Annotated in this window: 11 protein-coding genes; 8 read left to right on the top strand and 3 right to left on the bottom strand. The window is 56.5% G+C overall.

Annotated features, from left to right (window positions below; all coding sequences use genetic code 11):
• Nucleotides 1–55: 55 nt before the first annotated feature.
• On the bottom strand, nt 56–1,969 hold the full coding sequence (locus PZBJ_RS12290) for a bifunctional 5-dehydro-2-deoxygluconokinase/5-dehydro-2-deoxyphosphogluconate aldolase (protein WP_101762693.1): 1,914 nt from the start codon (nt 1,967–1,969) through the stop codon (nt 56–58).
• A gap of 549 nt (nt 1,970–2,518) precedes the next feature.
• Between PZBJ_RS12290 and iolD the strand changes: the two genes are divergently transcribed.
• The 3 genes from iolD (at nt 2,519) to iolE (ending at nt 6,497) form a co-directional block, all read left to right on the top strand.
• Entirely contained in the window at nt 2,519–4,453 is a 1,935-nt protein-coding gene (gene iolD / locus PZBJ_RS12285; RefSeq protein ID WP_101762692.1) for a 3D-(3,5/4)-trihydroxycyclohexane-1,2-dione acylhydrolase (decyclizing), read from the top strand.
• A gap of 68 nt (nt 4,454–4,521) precedes the next feature.
• Nucleotides 4,522–5,535, top strand: a complete 1,014-nt coding sequence (gene iolG, locus PZBJ_RS12280) for a bifunctional inositol 2-dehydrogenase/D-chiro-inositol 1-dehydrogenase (RefSeq protein ID WP_101762691.1) — start codon at nt 4,522–4,524, stop codon at nt 5,533–5,535.
• A gap of 65 nt (nt 5,536–5,600) precedes the next feature.
• Nucleotides 5,601–6,497 (top strand): myo-inosose-2 dehydratase, encoded by an 897-nt coding sequence (gene iolE, locus PZBJ_RS12275; RefSeq protein ID WP_008107936.1) that lies wholly within the window; start codon nt 5,601–5,603, stop codon nt 6,495–6,497.
• Nucleotides 6,498–6,627: 130 nt separating this feature from the next.
• On the opposite strand, the gene glpD is transcribed toward iolE, so the two are convergent.
• The gene (gene glpD / locus PZBJ_RS12270) at nt 6,628–8,136 is read right to left on the bottom strand and encodes a glycerol-3-phosphate dehydrogenase (protein ID WP_101762690.1); all 1,509 of its coding nucleotides are present in this window, start codon (nt 8,134–8,136) and stop codon (nt 6,628–6,630) included.
• Nucleotides 8,137–8,364: 228 nt separating this feature from the next.
• On the opposite strand from glpD, the gene glpE reads away from it, so the two are divergent.
• The 5 genes from glpE (at nt 8,365) to malQ (ending at nt 15,013) form a co-directional block, all read left to right on the top strand.
• Nucleotides 8,365–8,691, top strand: coding sequence for a thiosulfate sulfurtransferase GlpE (gene glpE / locus PZBJ_RS12265; protein WP_101762689.1), 327 nt, complete (start codon nt 8,365–8,367; stop codon nt 8,689–8,691).
• A 32-nt stretch (nt 8,692–8,723) separates the two neighbouring features.
• The gene (gene glpG / locus PZBJ_RS12260; protein WP_101762788.1) at nt 8,724–9,548 is read left to right on the top strand and encodes a rhomboid family intramembrane serine protease GlpG; all 825 of its coding nucleotides are present in this window, start codon (nt 8,724–8,726) and stop codon (nt 9,546–9,548) included.
• 42 nt (nt 9,549–9,590) lie between these two features.
• On the top strand, nt 9,591–10,349 hold the full coding sequence (locus PZBJ_RS12255; protein WP_101762688.1) for a DeoR/GlpR family transcriptional regulator: 759 nt from the start codon (nt 9,591–9,593) through the stop codon (nt 10,347–10,349).
• 175 nt (nt 10,350–10,524) lie between these two features.
• On the top strand, nt 10,525–12,930 hold the full coding sequence (gene malP, locus PZBJ_RS12250; RefSeq protein WP_101762687.1) for a maltodextrin phosphorylase: 2,406 nt from the start codon (nt 10,525–10,527) through the stop codon (nt 12,928–12,930).
• Nucleotides 12,931–12,958: 28 nt separating this feature from the next.
• Nucleotides 12,959–15,013, top strand: coding sequence for a 4-alpha-glucanotransferase (gene malQ / locus PZBJ_RS12245; RefSeq protein WP_101762686.1), 2,055 nt, complete (start codon nt 12,959–12,961; stop codon nt 15,011–15,013).
• Between the two features lie 39 nt (nt 15,014–15,052).
• Here malQ and nfuA read toward each other — a convergent pair whose 3' ends face one another.
• Entirely contained in the window at nt 15,053–15,628 is a 576-nt protein-coding gene (nfuA, locus tag PZBJ_RS12240; RefSeq protein WP_064741235.1) for a Fe-S biogenesis protein NfuA, read from the bottom strand.
• Between the last annotated feature and the right edge of the window lie 23 nt (nt 15,629–15,651).

The following is a 15,651-nucleotide window of genomic DNA, read 5'->3' as shown; positions in this document are numbered from 1 at the left end:
CGAGCACAATCAAAAAAGCGGCCAATTGGCCGCTTTTTCCCAGCTAACTTCGCACTTAACCGCGTACAGCGCGCCAGTAGCCGATCAACCGCAGGTAGTTCCCTTTCACGGTCTCAACCAGCGCTGTATCATCCAGCTCGCCTTGCAGCCACTGGCGTGACGGCTGGCCGAAGATGGTGCGACCTACCGCGAAACCTTTCACCCACGGCGCTTGCGCTGCGGCGGCGAAACCAGCTTTCAGCGTCTCTTCCGGGGCATCGAGGCCCAGCAGCAGAATGCCGCGGCAGTGCGGATCGTTCTGCTCGATCAACCCGCTGATCGCCTGCCAGCTTTCGGCAGACAGCGGCGGCAGTTTCCACCAGTCTGGCTGAATGCCAAGGCTGTAGAAGTGGCTCAGCATGTCGTAATAGTAGGATTCGTTACGGTCCGGATTGCTCTCCGGCAGAATCAGCTCCAGCAGCAGTTCGTGCCCGCTCTTGTTACAGCCATTCCACACATCGAGCACCAGCTCATCCTGCTCTTTGCGCAGTTCCGCGCTGTCGTGCGGATGGTAGAACACCAGACATTTCACCACGTGCTCGGCTGGCCAGTCGACCAGCTGTGAGCCGATGTTGCCGTGTTCAAGGCGCAGCGGACGTGAACTTGGCAGCTCAATTGGACGCCCAATCCACCAGTTTTTACCGGTAATCGCGTTCAGCGCTTTCTGGCCGTAAGTGGTATCCGCGAGGATGCCGCTCTTTTCATTCAGGCCGGCTTCATTGGCCGCTTCTTCTGCGGCACGCAGCAGCAGCAGTTTCAATTCTGGGATCCGCGCTTCGCTGACGCCCGCTTCGCGCGCCATATCAGCCAGCTGTTTGCGATGGTCGAAGGCGAACACATTCAGCTCTGGCCACTGCTGTTTACGCGTGGTGACGCGATGCAGGTGATTGAGACGTACATCAAGATCCGGACGTTTCACCTCTTTATCGCGGCTTAGGAAATCATCCAGCTCTTCTTTGGTCGGCATCGCCGGTGCACAGCCGTGGCGCGAAACCACCAGCGCGCCACAGGCGTTCGCGTAACGGCACGCTTGCTCCCAGCTTTCATCATTCAGCCAGCCGCGCAGCAGGCCAGACATAAAGGCATCGCCCGCACCCAGCACGTTCAGCACTTCAACGCGCACGCCGCTCTGCAGTTTGGTCTGTTCCCAACTATCCGGGATCTCGCCCTCAAACACCACGCAACCCAGCGGACCGCGTTTGCACACTAATGTGGCCTGGCTCGATTGACGCACATTTTTCAGCGCGGTCAGCGTATCGGTGCTGCCACCGGCGATATGGAACTCTTCTTCCGTTCCGACCACCAAATCGAAATAGTGCAGCACTTCCTGCAGTTGTTGCGTCACTTCGCCCGATTCAATGAAACGCGTTTCGCCGTCGCCGAGTGAGGTCAATCCCCACAGTACCGGACGATAATCGATATCCAGCGCGGTGCGCAGGCCGTTGCGTTTGGCGATATCCAGCGCTTTCAGTACGGCGGCGCGGGTTTGCGGATGCGAAAGGTGCGTGCCGGTGACGGCGACCGCGCGTGAAGAGGTGATGAAATCTTCGTTAATATCTTCCGGCACCAGCCCCATATCGGCGCAGTTGTCGCGGTAGAAGATCAGCGGGAAGCTCTCTTCATCTTTGATCCCAAGGATCACCAGCCCGGTCAGGCGCTGCTTATCGGTAATCAGGCCATCGGTATTGCAGCCCGCACGTTGCAGCTCTTCACGCAAAAAGCGGCCGTTATGCTCGTCACCTACGCGCGCCAGCATCGCCGATTTCAGGCCCTGGATCGCCGTACCGTAGGCCACGTTGCCGGAAGACCCGCCGAGATATTTGTTGAAGCTGGTCATATCTTCCAGGCGTGATCCAATTTGCTGACCGTAGAGGTCGACGGCGATGCGTCCGATACAAATCACATCAAGCCGCTTCTGTTGTGTACTCATACCTATTGTTTCCTTCTGTGATAAGCAGACACTGCGGGCGCTGCCGCCCAACGTCGAGCGCTTTGCTTCCGGGTTCTCAAGGTGCCTGATTGGCTTTGGTCGCAGTATGAGGAATAAAAATTCCAAATTCAATATGAAATGAAATATCCATCACGATTTTGTGAGCCAGGTAAAACTCTGACCAGGCCGCAAAGCAGCGTTGGAATCTTTCGGAGTTTCAGTGATAGTCAGGCTTGTGAGCCATGTCTCAGGAAATTGCTGGCGAATTAAGGAAGCTACTGAAGTGAAATGAAATTTCGTTATGACCTGCAAATGACCTGTTACTGTTCCACTTTTCCCCCTTTCGCGGCTTGCGCAGCCCACGTTTCATTGCTGAATTTGATCTCCATCGCAAAATGAAATGTTTCTTCTGTAATCGTGTTTAATGAAAAAAATATTTGTTTATAATCGCCTCACGTTTCACTTAATCCGCGGGCGCCGTGAACGGCAGTTTTTACCCGAACCGCGATGTACCTCGCCGCAGGTACCAGCATGTAAAGGAAGAAGCATATGGGCACAATCAGACTCACCACGGCACAGGCGCTGGTAAAATTTCTCGATAACCAATACCTGAACGTTGACGGCGTTGAAACCAAATTTGTGAAAGGCATTTTTGCCATTTTCGGTCACGGCAACGTGCTGGGATTGGGACAGGCGCTGGAGCAGGACAGCGGCGATTTGGTGGTGCATCAGGGCCGTAACGAGCAGGGCATGGCGCACGCCGCCATTGGCTTTGCCAAGCAGTCGCTGCGTCGTCAGATTATCGCCTGTACCTCATCGGTCGGTCCCGGCGCGGCCAACATGATTACCGCTGCTGCCACCGCGACCGCCAACCGCATTCCTTTACTGCTGCTGCCGGGCGATGTGTTCGCTACGCGCCAACCGGATCCGGTATTGCAGCAGATTGAACAGAGCCACGATCTCAGCATCAGCACCAACGACGCGTTCCGCGCCGTGAGCAAATACTGGGATCGCGTCAGCCGCCCGGAACAGCTGATGACTGCCTGCATCAACGCCTTGCGCGTGTTGACCGATCCGGCAGAAACCGGCGCGGTGACGATTGCGCTGCCGCAGGACGTGCAGGGCGAAGCCTGGGACTTCCCGGAATACTTTTTCCAGAAACGTGTGCATCGTCTGGATCGCCGCTTGCCAACTGCCGCGCAATTAGAAGATGCGCTGGCGCTGATTGCGCGTAAACACAAGCCGCTGATCATTGTCGGCGGTGGCCTGAAATATTCCGATGCCGGGGATGCGCTGCTGAAATTTGCCGAGCGCTTCAACATTCCGTTTGCCGAAACTCAGGCCGGTAAAGGCACCATCGTTTCCGATCACCCGCTCAATGTCGGCGGCGTGGGCGAAACCGGCTGCCTGGCGGCCAACCTGCTGGCGAAAGAGGCCGATCTGGTGATTGGTATCGGTACGCGTTACACCGACTTCACCACCGCGTCGAAATGGATTTTCCAGAATCCGGATGTCAGCTATCTGAACCTCAACGTCAGCAACTTCGACAGCTACAAGCTGGATGCGGTGCAGCTGCTGGCGGATGCGCGTGAAGGTTTAACCGCGCTGGAAAGCGGGCTGCAAGGTTTCGAAAACCATTGGGGCGGCCAGATTGAGCTGTCGCAAAGCAAGCTGTTGAAAGAGACGCAGCGCGTCTATGCCGCCACCTATAACACCGACGATTTCATTCCGGAAATCGCCGACCACGCCGATCGCGAAGCGCTGTTTGCCGAGTTTGAGCGCCTGACGAAATCGGTGCTGACGCAGAGCAGCGTGCTGGGCACCTTAAACGAGCAGCTCCCAAAGGATGCGGTGATCGTCGCGGCAGCGGGCAGTCTGCCGGGCGACCTGCAGCGCGTGTGGCGCACCAAAGATTACAACTCGTACCACGTTGAGTACGGCTACTCCTGTATGGGTTATGAAGTGAATGCCGCGCTGGGCGTAAAGCTGGCGCAGCCGCAGCGTGAAGTCTACGTCATGGTTGGCGACGGTTCGTTCATGATGCTGCACTCCGAGCTGGTCACGTCGATTCAGGAAGGGGCGAAAATCAACGTGGTGCTGCTGGATAACATGACCAACGGTTGTATCAACAACCTGCAGATGGAACACGGCATGGACAGCTTCACCACCGAGTTCCGCTTCCGTAATTCGGAAGGTGGCAAGCTGGATGGCGGCTTTGTGCCGGTGGACTTCGCGGCGATCGCCGGCGGTTACGGCTGCAAAACCTACCGCATTACCACGCTGGAACAGCTGGAAGCCGCGTTGATCGACGCGCAGAAGCAGACCGTTTCCGTGCTGTTCGACATCAAAGTGCTGCCAAAAACCATGGTGCACAAATACTTCAGCTGGTGGCACGTTGGCGTGGCGCAAACTTCTACGTCAACGCGCACGCAAGAAGTGGCCGACACCCTTAACGTGCATATCGAACAAGCACGTAAGTATTAAAACCTCTTTTAGGCCGGAGCTCTCCGGCCTTGTTTTACCCTAACTTATCCGACTCTACAGGTGTAATTATGACGCTCAAACTCGGTGTAATTGGTACCGGTGCAATTGGTCAGGAACACATTCGTCGCTGCAATAACGTCTTGCAGGGTGCCAAAGTGGTGGCGGTTTCTGATATCAACGTGGAAGGGGCGCGCTCGGCGCTGCAACGTCTGAATATCGAAGCCGAGGTGTATCAGGATGGTCATCAGGTGATCAACTCGCCAGACGTTGACGCCGTGCTGGTGACATCCTGGGATCCGACCCACGAAGAGTTTACGCTGGCGGCAATCGCGGCCGGCAAACCGGTGTTCTGTGAAAAGCCGCTGGCGCTGAGCGCTGAAGGTTGCCGTCGCATTGTGGATGCCGAGATCAAACACGGTAAACGTCTGGTGCAAGTGGGCTTTATGCGCCCGTACGATGCCGGCTATCGCGCGCTGAAAAAAGTGATCACTGACGGTGAAATCGGCGAACCGCTGATGCTGCACTGCGCGCACCGCAACCAGAGCGTCGGCGAGAATTACAGCACCGACATGGCGATCACCAACACCCTGATTCACGAGCTGGACGTGCTGCGCTGGCTGACCGAAGACGACTACAAAACCGTGCAGGTGGTGTTCCCGCGCACCACGTCGAAGTCTCATGCCAGGTTGAAAGATCCGCAGATCGTGCTGTTCGAAACGCAGAAAGGTATCCGCATTGATGTGGAGATCTTTGTTAACTGCGCGTACGGCTACGACATTCAGTGTGAAGTGGTGGGCGAAGAGGGCATCGCTAAGCTGCCGGAGCCTTCGGCGATACAAACGCGCAAAAACGCGCGTCTCGGCGTGCCGCTGCTAACCGACTGGAAAGACCGTTTCATTGATGCTTATGACGTTGAGCTGCAAGCGTTTATTAATGACGTGAAAGACGGCCAACTGACCGGACCTTCTGCCTGGGATGGTTTTGCTGCTTCCGTGGCCGCCGATGCCTGCCATAAAGCGCAGAACAGCGGCGCGATTGAGCCGGTAACCATGCCGCCGCGTCCGGATTTCTACGCCAAATAACTGAGCTGTGCGCTAAATACTCCTCGGCGGCTCAGCGGCCGCCTCTGTGAATCAGGGACAACAAGATGAACAAAGACAACGTTAAACTGGCGATCGCGCCAATCGGCTGGACTAACGACGACATGCCAGAGCTGGGCAGCGAAAACACCTTCCAGCAAACCGTGAGTGAAATGGCGCTCGCGGGCTTTACCGGCAGCGAAGTGGGCAGCAAATATCCGCGCGATCCGGCGATTCTCAAGCCGATGCTCGATATCCGTGGCATTCAGATCTGCAACGCGTGGTTCAGCACCTTCTTCGCCAACGGCGACAAAGCGAAAACCATCGACGAATTTACCAATCACATGAATTTCCTGCATGCAATGGGCGCGCGCGTGATTGGTTGCTCCGAGCAGAGCAAAAGTATTCAGGGCACCACGCTGGCGGTGCTGGAGCAGAAGCCGATTTTCAGCGATGAAGAGTGGCGCTTAACCGCGGAAGGCTACAACGAGCTGGCGGAAATCGCCGCGAAGAAAGGCATGCGTTTGACGCTGCACCACCACATGGGCACCGGCATTCAGACGCCAGCCGAGATTGACCGCTTTATGGAATCGACCAATGAGAATGTTGGCCTGCTGTACGATACCGGCCACATCTACTATTCCGAAGGTTCACAGCAGGCGATGCTGGATGTGCTGACCAAATATCTGCCGCGTATTTTCCACGTGCATCTGAAAGACGTGCGCGACAGCGTGGTAGCCGAAGTGCGTGAGAAATCGCTGTCGTTCCTGGACGGCGTGAAGAAGGGGACTTTCACCGTGCCGGGCGATGGCGTGATCGATTTTAAACCGGTGTTCAAAATCCTCGATGATTACGGCTATAAAGGCTGGATGGTGGTGGAAGCGGAGCAGGATCCGGCGCTGGCCAATCCGTTCGAATATGCGGTAAAAGCGCGTAAATACATCCGCGAGAATGCGGGGTTATAAGGGCAAATGCGCGCAGTGCATTGCGCCGCTACGAGATGTGCACGCATTCGTAGCGGCGCGATTTATCGCGCTGTTTTCCATAAAAAAAGCCGTTATCCCATCAGGATAACGGCCTTTTAATTGGCTGAGATTATGACGCTAACGACAACGCCGGTTTCTGTGCGTTGACCGCCAGCCACTCGGCAATGCGCGCCTGCTCGGCTTCGTTCAGCCACATACCTTGTTTGGTACGACGCCAAATTGCATCATCCAGTTCGCGTACCCATTCGTTTTTCACCAGGTAACGCAGCTCGGCTTCGTAGAACTCGTGACCGAAGTTTTCACCTAGATCCTCGATGCTCTTCGCGCCTGCCAGCAGCTCTTCGGTGCGGCTGCCGTAAGTCCGCGCAAAGTGACGCGCCATACCTTCGCTGATAAACGGATAGCGACGACGAAGGCTAGCGGTGTAATCCTCGCGTGAACCGGAGAAATCCCCGCCCGGCAATACCGCGTTTTTGGTCCACGCCGGGCCGATATTCGGGTAGTATTTGGTCAGTTTCTCCAGCGCATGTTCCGCCAGCTTACGATAGGTGGTCAGCTTGCCGCCGAACACGGACAGCAACGGAGCCTGGCCATTGTCGTCATGCACATCCAGCGTGTAATCACGGGTGATGGCCTGCGGCGAATCTGATTCGTCATCGCACAGCGGACGTACGCCCGAGTAAGTCCAGACGATGTCATCTTTGCTCAGCTGCTGTTTGAAGTGTCCATTAAACACGTTCAGCAGGTAGCTGATTTCGTTGTCATCGATTTTCACGTCTTTCGGATCGCCTTTGTACTCCACGTCGGTGGTGCCGATGATGGAGAACTCATCCATCCACGGAATCACAAACACGATACGGTTATCTTCGTTTTGCAGGATATACGCCTGCTTTTCGCGATGGACGCGCGGTACCACGATGTGGCTGCCTTTGATCAGACGAATGCCGTACGGCGATTTCAGCTTCAGGCCATCGTCGAAGAACTCTTTTACCCACGGACCGGCCGCATTGACCAGACCTTTGGCGCGCCAGGTGTAGGTTTTACCGCTGTCGATATCTTCGGCTTCCACCATCCACAAACCGGCTTCACGCCAGGCGCGGGTCACGCGCGTGCGGGTGCGTACTTCGCCGCCCTGTTTTTCCACTTCCTGCGCATTGAGTACCACCATTCGCGCATCATCAACCCAGCAGTCAGAATATTCGAATCCGCGCGTGATCTCCGGCTTGAGGGCCGAATCCGCGCCAAAACGCAGGCTCTTACTACCCGGCAGCGTGGTGCGTTTGCCGAGGCGATCGTACATAAACAGGCCCATGCGGATCATCCACGCCGGACGCAGATGCGGACGGTGCGGCAGACGGAAGCGCATCGGGAAAGCGATGTGCGGGGCCATTTTTAGCAGCACTTCACGTTCTGCTAACGCTTCGCCCACCAGGCGGAATTCATAGTGTTCAAGGTAGCGCAGGCCGCCGTGAATCAATTTCGAGCTGTTGGAGGAGGTTGCACAGGCCAAATCCCGCGCCTCCAGCATCAGCACCGACAGTCCGCGTCCTGCAGCGTCCACTGCAATGCCGGCTCCGTTAATGCCGCCGCCGATCACGATCAGGTCTTTGGTTTCCACGTCATCTCCTCCGATGTTCGGAATAGTTCTAAAATGTTCGTTTTCGAGCGTAATAATAATCGGAAACCAACATCTACGCCAGCGGTTAACTGAATAAAAACATTTTTGCGTGATATAGCTAACATTCCGACAGGAAAAAAATCACATAACCACAGGACTTGTCAGGTTATCGCGGCGCGTTCTCAGGTTAAACTAGGCGCTAATTGTGATGAAGTAATGAGAGACACCATGGAAACCTTCGAGTGTATTAATGTCCTGCAGGCGCAAGAGCATCTGGCACAAGGTGCGCAGCTGGTGGATATCCGTGATCCGCAGAGCTTTATGATGGGCCACGCGGCGGGCGCGCAACATCTGAACAATGACAACCTGGCGGATTTCATCGCCAACGCCAATCAGGCTTTGCCGGTGCTGGTGATGTGCTATCACGGCAACAGCAGCAAAGGCGCGGCGCAGTTCCTGCTGGGCCAGGGATTCAGCGCGGCGTACAGCATTGACGGCGGATTTGATGCCTGGCGCGCGGCATTCCCGGCGCAGGTTGCCCTCGGCGACGCCTGAGCCCATCGCATAAGGAAGGAGATCACCGCATGATGCGCATTACCCAGTTCAATAATCCGCGCATGGCGCAGGCGTTTGTCGACTACATGGCGACTCGCGGCGTGACGCTACGCATTGAGCGCGAAAGCCACTTTGTCATTATGTTGGATGACGAAAGCAAGCTGGAGAGGGTCGAAAACGAACTCGCGCAGTTCGTGCGCGATCCCAACCATCCGCGCTATCAGGCGGCCAGCTGGCATAGCGGCAACACCGAAAGTGGCTTGCGCTACGAGCGCACTAATATCTGGGCGAGCATTCGCGAACGCGCAGGTCCGCTCACCATGGCCATCATGATCGCCTGCATCGCGGTGTTTATCCTGATGCAGATCGTCGGTGATGATGTGGCGCTGGAGTGGCTGGCTTGGCCGGCGGATTCCTCGCAATATTTCCAGGTGTGGCGCTGGTTTAGCCATGCGCTGCTGCACTTCTCGCTACTGCATATCCTGTTCAACCTGATGTGGTGGTGGTATCTCGGCGGTGCGGTCGAGAAGCGTCTCGGCAGCGGCAAGCTGTTTGTGATTATGCTGATCTCGGCGCTGCTAACCGGCTGGATGCAGGCCAAGTTCAGCGGCGTGCTGTTTGGTGGCTTGTCGGGCGTGGTTTACGCGTTGATGGGTTACTGCTGGCTGCGCGGCGAGCGCGATCCCGAAAGTGGTATTTATCTCGAGCGCGGCCTGATTGGCTTTGCGGTCGTATGGTTGGTGATTGGCTGGTACGGCGCATTTGGTCTGTCGATCGCCAACGCCGCGCACGTCACCGGCTTGCTGGTGGGTTTAGCGATGGCATTTGTTGATACGCGTAAGATTACGCGTCGTTAGCAGCACCAATAAAAGAAGCGGCCACGAGCCGAGGAGAGAGATGTGAAGCAGACGCAACGTCATGACGCCATTATCGATCTGGTCCGGCGTCAGGGATATGTCAGTACCGAAGAGCTTGTTGATCACTTTGAAGTCAGCCCGCAAACCATTCGGCGTGACCTGAACGACCTGGCCGATCAGAACAAAATCATGCGCCATCACGGCGGGGCGGCGCTGCCGTCCAGCTCAGAAAATACCGCATGGCAGGATCGTAAAATGATGTGGTCGGCGGAGAAAGCGCGCATCGCCGAGCGCGTGGCGAGCCAGATCCCTGATGGCGCCACGCTGTTTATTGATATCGGCACCACGCCGGAAGCGGTGGCGCATGCGCTGCTCAATCACAACAATCTGCGCGTTGTCACCAACAACCTCAACGTGGCGATTCTGCTGATGGCGAAAGCGGATTTCCGCGTGATTATCGCCGGCGGCGAAGTGCGCACGCGCGATGGCGGCATCATGGGCGAAGCGACGCTGGACTTCATTTCGCAGTTTCGCCTCGATTACGGCATTCTCGGCATCAGCGGCATTGATATGGATGGTTCGCTGCTGGAGTTCGATTATCACGAAGTGCGCACCAAACGCGCCATCATCGAAAACTCGCGCTGCGTGATGCTGGTGGTGGATCACTCGAAGTTTGGCCGTAATGCGATGGTCAACCTCGGCAATATGAGCCTGATTGATTACATGTATACCGATCAAAGCCCGCCGGCCAGCGTGCTGAAAGTGATTGAACAGCACGAAGTTCACCTCGAACTTTGCTAATGCCGTAGCGGCGCAATTTATTGCGCGATAAATCGCGCCGCTACAAAAATCAGCACCGATTTTTTTCACCGCACCTGCATTTCCCTGTCGCTTTTTTCTGCGCCCCCAGCTTTACTTATCCATTCACCTCTTGCGCTCGCCCGGCTTTACCGTTAACGGACTTGAAGGGATTGATATGTCGCAGCAAAAATTCAATAAAACACGTTTCGACGCCGCGCTCACCCGCCAATGGCAGCATCTCGGACTCACTTCCGCCCAGCAAATGACACCGCAGCAATGGTGGCAAGCGCTGAGCCGCGTGCTGGCAGAAATGCTGGCGACGCAGCCACCTGTGCCAGCCAAACACGGGCAGCGCCACGTCAACTATCTGTCGATGGAGTTTCTGCTGGGGCGTTTGACCGGCAACAATTTGCTCAATCTTGGCTGGTATAACGAAGTGCAAGCCGCGCTGGCGGAACATCAGGTTGAGCTGAGCGAACTGCTGGAAGAGGAGGTGGATCCGGCACTCGGTAACGGCGGATTGGGGCGTTTGGCCGCCTGCTATATGGATTCGATGGCGACCGTCGGCCAGGCTGCGATGGGCCACGGCCTCAACTATCAATACGGCCTGTTTCGTCAGACGTTTGCCGACGGACAGCAGCAGGAAGCGCCGGATGACTGGCAGCGCGATCGCTATCCGTGGTTCCGCTACAACGCCGCGCTGGATGTGCAGGTAGGCCTCGGCGGCAAGGTCAAAGAGAACCACGATGGCAGCCTCAGCTGGCGACCTAAAATTCAGCTCAAAGGCGAAGCCTGGGATTTGCCGGTGGTGGGCTATCGCAACGGTATCACGCTGCCGCTACGCCTGTGGAAAGCCAGCAGCGCGCAGCCGTTCGATCTCACCGCGTTCAACAACGGCCAGTTCCTGCAGGCTGAGCAGCAAGGCATTGCAGCCGACAAGCTGACCAAAGTGCTCTATCCCAATGATAATCATGCCGAAGGTAAGCGGCTGCGCCTGATGCAGCAGTATTTCCAGTGCGCCTGCGCGGTGGGCGATATTCTGCGGCGTCATCATCTCGCCGGGCGCGCCATTCGCACTTTGCCTGATTTCGAAGTGATCCAGCTTAACGACACGCATCCCACCATCGCCATCCCGGAGATGCTGCGCGTGCTGCTGGATGAGCATCAACTGAGTTGGGACGATGCGTGGCATATCACCAGCCGCACTTTTGCTTACACTAACCACACGCTGATGCCGGAAGCGCTGGAGCGCTGGGATGAGAAACTGGTGCGCGACCTGCTGCCGCGGCATATGTTGATCATCCGTGAGATTAATCGCCGCCTGAAAAAGGTGGTGAAGCAACGGTGGCCAGACGATAAAGCGATCTGGCACAAGCTGGCGGTGGTGGCTGATGGTCAGGTGCGTATGGCGAATCTGTGCGTGGTGAGCTGTTTCGCCGTCAACGGCGTGGCGGCGCTGCACTCCGAGCTGGTGGTGAAAGATCTGTTCCCGGAATATCACCTGCTGTGGCCGAACAAATTCCATAACGTGACCAACGGCATCACGCCGCGCCGCTGGTTGAAACAGTGTAATCCGCTGCTGGCGACGCTGATCGATGACAGCCTGCAGGTTGAGTGGGCCAACGATCTCGATGCGCTGGCGTGGCTGGCACCTTTCGCCCGCAAGAAGGCGTTTCGTCAGCAGTTTCGCGACATCAAGCAGCAAAACAAACAGCGGCTGACGCTCTACGTCAAGCGCGTGACCGGCATTGATATCAATCCGGATGCGCTGTTTGACGTGCAGATTAAGCGACTGCATGAGTACAAACGTCAGCACCTCAGTTTGCTGCATATGCTGCACTGCTATCGCCAGCTGCGCGACAACCCAGATAACCCCGACTTCGTGCCGCGCGTGTTCCTGTTTGGCGCCAAAGCCGCGCCCGGCTACTACCTCGCCAAAAATATCATCTATGCCATCAACAAAGTGGCGGAAGTGATCAACAACGATCCACTCGTCGGCGATCGCCTCAAAGTGGTGTTTATCCCGGATTACCGCATCACCGCCGCAGAGCTGATGATTCCGGCCGCCGATCTCTCCGAGCAGATTTCCACCGCCGGTTATGAGGCTTCCGGCACCGGCAATATGAAGCTGGCGCTGAACGGCGCACTCACCATTGGCACGCTGGACGGCGCCAATGTGGAGATTGCTGAAGCGGTGGGCGCGAAGCATATCTTTATCTTCGGCAACAGCGTGGATGAGGTGAAAGCGCTGAAGGCGGGAGGCTACAGCCCGAAAAAGCTGCGTAAACAGAATCCTTATCTGGATGGTTTGCTGAAGGAGCTGGAGAAGGGCAAGTTCAGCGACGGCGATAAGCATGCGTTTGATTTGATGCTGCAAAGCCTGACCAAAAATGGCGATCCCTGGCTGGTGCTGGCCGACTTTGATGCCTACATCGCCGCGCAGCAGCAGGTGGAAGCGTTGTGGAAAAATCCGGACGCCTGGACGCGCGCAGCGATCCTCAATACCGCTCACACCGGCCGCTTCAGCTCTGACCGTTCAATTCGCGATTATCAGCAGCGGATTTGGCAGGCGGCCCGATAAAGACACGATAGATGATTTTGGAGACACGATGACGCTCAACAAGCTGGACCAGGCGACACAGGATGCCGGCATTTCGCTGCGCTTTATTAACGCGCACGGCGAGCCGGAAACCATCAGCGATGAGACCAAACGCGCGTTGCTGGCAGTCATGGAAACGCCAACCGGTAAAGCGCCACCACTGCCGCCGGTGCAGGTATTTGCCGCTCGCAGCAAGCGCCAACTGACGCCACAAGGCAGCGGCACCTTTTCCTGGCAGCTACAAACCGAACAGGGCAAAAGCTTCAGCGGCGAAGTGCAGGGCGGAGAACCGCTCACACTGCCGCCGCGTCTGTCACAGGGTTATCACCAGCTCACGCTGCGCAAAGGTCGCCAGCAGTGGCAAACCCGCATCATCATTGCGCCACGCCGCTGTTTTATCCCGGCATCAGTCGAGCAAGGAGAGAAACTGTGGGGCGCGTTAGTACAGCTTTACACGCTGCGATCGGATGACAATTGGGGCATCGGTGACTTCGGCGATTTGGCGCAGATGCTGGAGAACGTTGCCAATAATGGCGGTGACTTCGTTGGCCTTAATCCTTTGCATGCGCTTTATCCCGCACAGCCAGAACATGCCAGTCCTTACAGCCCAACCTCGCGTCGCTGGCTCAACGTGCTGTATATCGACGTTAATCGGCTGGAGGATTTTCAGCGTAGCGAGGCAGCGCAGCGTTGGTGGCAAATGGCGAAAACACGCAAAGCGCTGGATCAGGCGCGCGCGGCTGAGTTTGTCGATTACAGCGCGGTGGCCAAACTGAAATTGGCCGCGCTGCGCTTTGCCTGGCAGCGCTTCCAGCCGCGCGCCGCTGAAGATGCCGGATTCCAGCAATTTATCGTTGAGGGCGGCGACCATCTGCGTTATCAGGCGGCGTTTGATGGCATTCTCGCCGAACGCAGCCAGCAGCATCCTGATGAATGGGGTTGGACCAACTGGCCGGAAGGCTGGCGCAACGCTTTGTTGCCGGAAGTGCAGCAATGGTGTGCGGAACACGAAGAGGAGATTCAGTTCTGGAGTTGGTTGCAGTGGGTGGCGCAAGAGCAGTTTGCCATCTGCTGTCAAATTAGCCAGCAGCTTGGCATGGAAGTGGGATTATATCGCGACTTAGCGGTCGGCGTGGCGCAAGGCAGCGCCGAAACATGGCAGGATCCGGAACTGTATAAACTCGGCGCTTCCGTTGGCGCACCGCCGGATCGCCTCGGTCCGCAGGGGCAAAACTGGTGTTTGCCGCCGCTCGATCCACATGTGATGCGCGCGCGCGGCTATCAGCCTTTTATCGACCTGCTGCGCGCCAATATGCGTGACTGCGGCGCTTTGCGTATCGATCACGTGATGGCGCTGCTGCGCTTGTGGTGGATTCCCTACGGCGAAAGCGCGGATAAAGGCGCTTACGTGGCCTATCCGGTTGAGGATCTGCTAGCGATCCTGGCGCTGGAGAGTCAGCGCCATCGCTGCATGGTCATTGGCGAAGATCTCGGCACGGTGCCAAAAGAGATCGTCAGCCTGCTGCGCAAAAGCGGCATTTTCTCGTGGAAAGTGTTGTTCTTCGAGCAGCACGGCGATGGCAGCTATCGTCAGCCGCAAGAGTATCCCGTGCAGTCGATTGCCAGCGCCAGTACCCATGATTTGCCGACGTTGGCGGGATTCTGGAGATATGAGGATCTTTTTCTGGGTCACAAACTGGGCTTGTACCAGGAGAGCGTATACATGTCATTGCTAAGGCAAAGGGATACACAAAAACAGGCGCTATTGGATGTGCTGCATCAGATGAATACGTTGCCTGCGCGCCACGGTACCGTTGCCAGCCGATTGTCCTTCACACCGGTGCTCAATCGCGGCTTCCACCGCTATCTGGCGCGCACTAACAGCGCATTGCTGGGGCTGCAACCTGAAGACTGGCTTGCTATGACTTCACCGGTCAACGTGCCGGGTACGGTAGATGAATATCCAAACTGGCGGCGCAAGTTAAGCGTCACAATCGAAAAGATGTTTAGAGGAAACGTGCCGGGCTTATTGAATGCGGTGAATACCGGGCGCAGGAAGCGTTGAAGAAAGCGCGGCAGCTTCGGGTCGCTGCCGCGTGCTTAATCAGTAGTACGAGTGCTCGCCGCGCTGGTGCTCGGTCAAATCGCGCACGCCTTTCAGCTCAGGGAAGGCTGCCAGCAGCTCTTTCTCGATGCCATCTTTCAGCGTGACGTCGATCATCGAACAACCGTTACAGCCGCCGCCGAATTGCAGAATGGCGATGCCGTCATCGGTGATTTCCATCAGCGATACGCGACCGCCGTGACCAGCCAGCTGCGGGTTAATCTGCGCTTGCAGCAGATATTCCACGCGTTCCACCATTGGCGCATCGTCAGAGACTTTCCGCATTTTGGCGTTAGGCGCTTTCAGCGTCAGCTGCGAACCGAGGTTGTCGGTAACAAAGTCGATTTCCGCATCATCGAGGTACGGTGCGCTCAGCTCATCAACAAAGGCTGACAGTTTTTCGAACTTAAATTCGGTATCAGTCGCTTCTACTGCATCGGGTGGGCAGTAAGAAACACCGCATTCTGCGGTTGGCGTACCCGGATTAATGACGAATACGCGAATCTGAGTGCCATCTTCTTGTTTGGACAGCAATTTTGAGAAGTGCTCTTGCGCAGCATCAGTAATAACGATCATGGCGATTGCTCAATAGTTGACTA

Origin of the sequence: Pantoea endophytica (genome assembly GCF_002858935.1) — a bacterium.
Taxonomy (GTDB): Bacteria; Pseudomonadota; Gammaproteobacteria; order Enterobacterales; family Enterobacteriaceae; genus Pantoea; species Pantoea leporis.
The sequence above is the reverse complement of the archived record's forward strand: the minus strand, read 5'-3'. Positions and strand labels throughout refer to the sequence as shown.

Coding starts and splice junctions, on each gene's coding strand:
- PZBJ_RS12290 (WP_101762693.1), bottom strand. CDS start 1,969: ATGAGTACACAACAGAAGCGGCTTGATGTGATTTGTATCGGACGCATC.
- iolD (WP_101762692.1), top strand. CDS start 2,519: ATGGGCACAATCAGACTCACCACGGCACAGGCGCTGGTAAAATTTCTC.
- iolG (WP_101762691.1), top strand. CDS start 4,522: ATGACGCTCAAACTCGGTGTAATTGGTACCGGTGCAATTGGTCAGGAA.
- iolE (WP_008107936.1), top strand. CDS start 5,601: ATGAACAAAGACAACGTTAAACTGGCGATCGCGCCAATCGGCTGGACT.
- glpE (WP_101762689.1), top strand. CDS start 8,365: ATGGAAACCTTCGAGTGTATTAATGTCCTGCAGGCGCAAGAGCATCTG.
- glpG (WP_101762788.1), top strand. CDS start 8,724: ATGCGCATTACCCAGTTCAATAATCCGCGCATGGCGCAGGCGTTTGTC.
- malP (WP_101762687.1), top strand. CDS start 10,525: ATGTCGCAGCAAAAATTCAATAAAACACGTTTCGACGCCGCGCTCACC.
- malQ (WP_101762686.1), top strand. CDS start 12,959: ATGACGCTCAACAAGCTGGACCAGGCGACACAGGATGCCGGCATTTCG.
- nfuA (WP_064741235.1), bottom strand. CDS start 15,628: ATGATCGTTATTACTGATGCTGCGCAAGAGCACTTCTCAAAATTGCTG.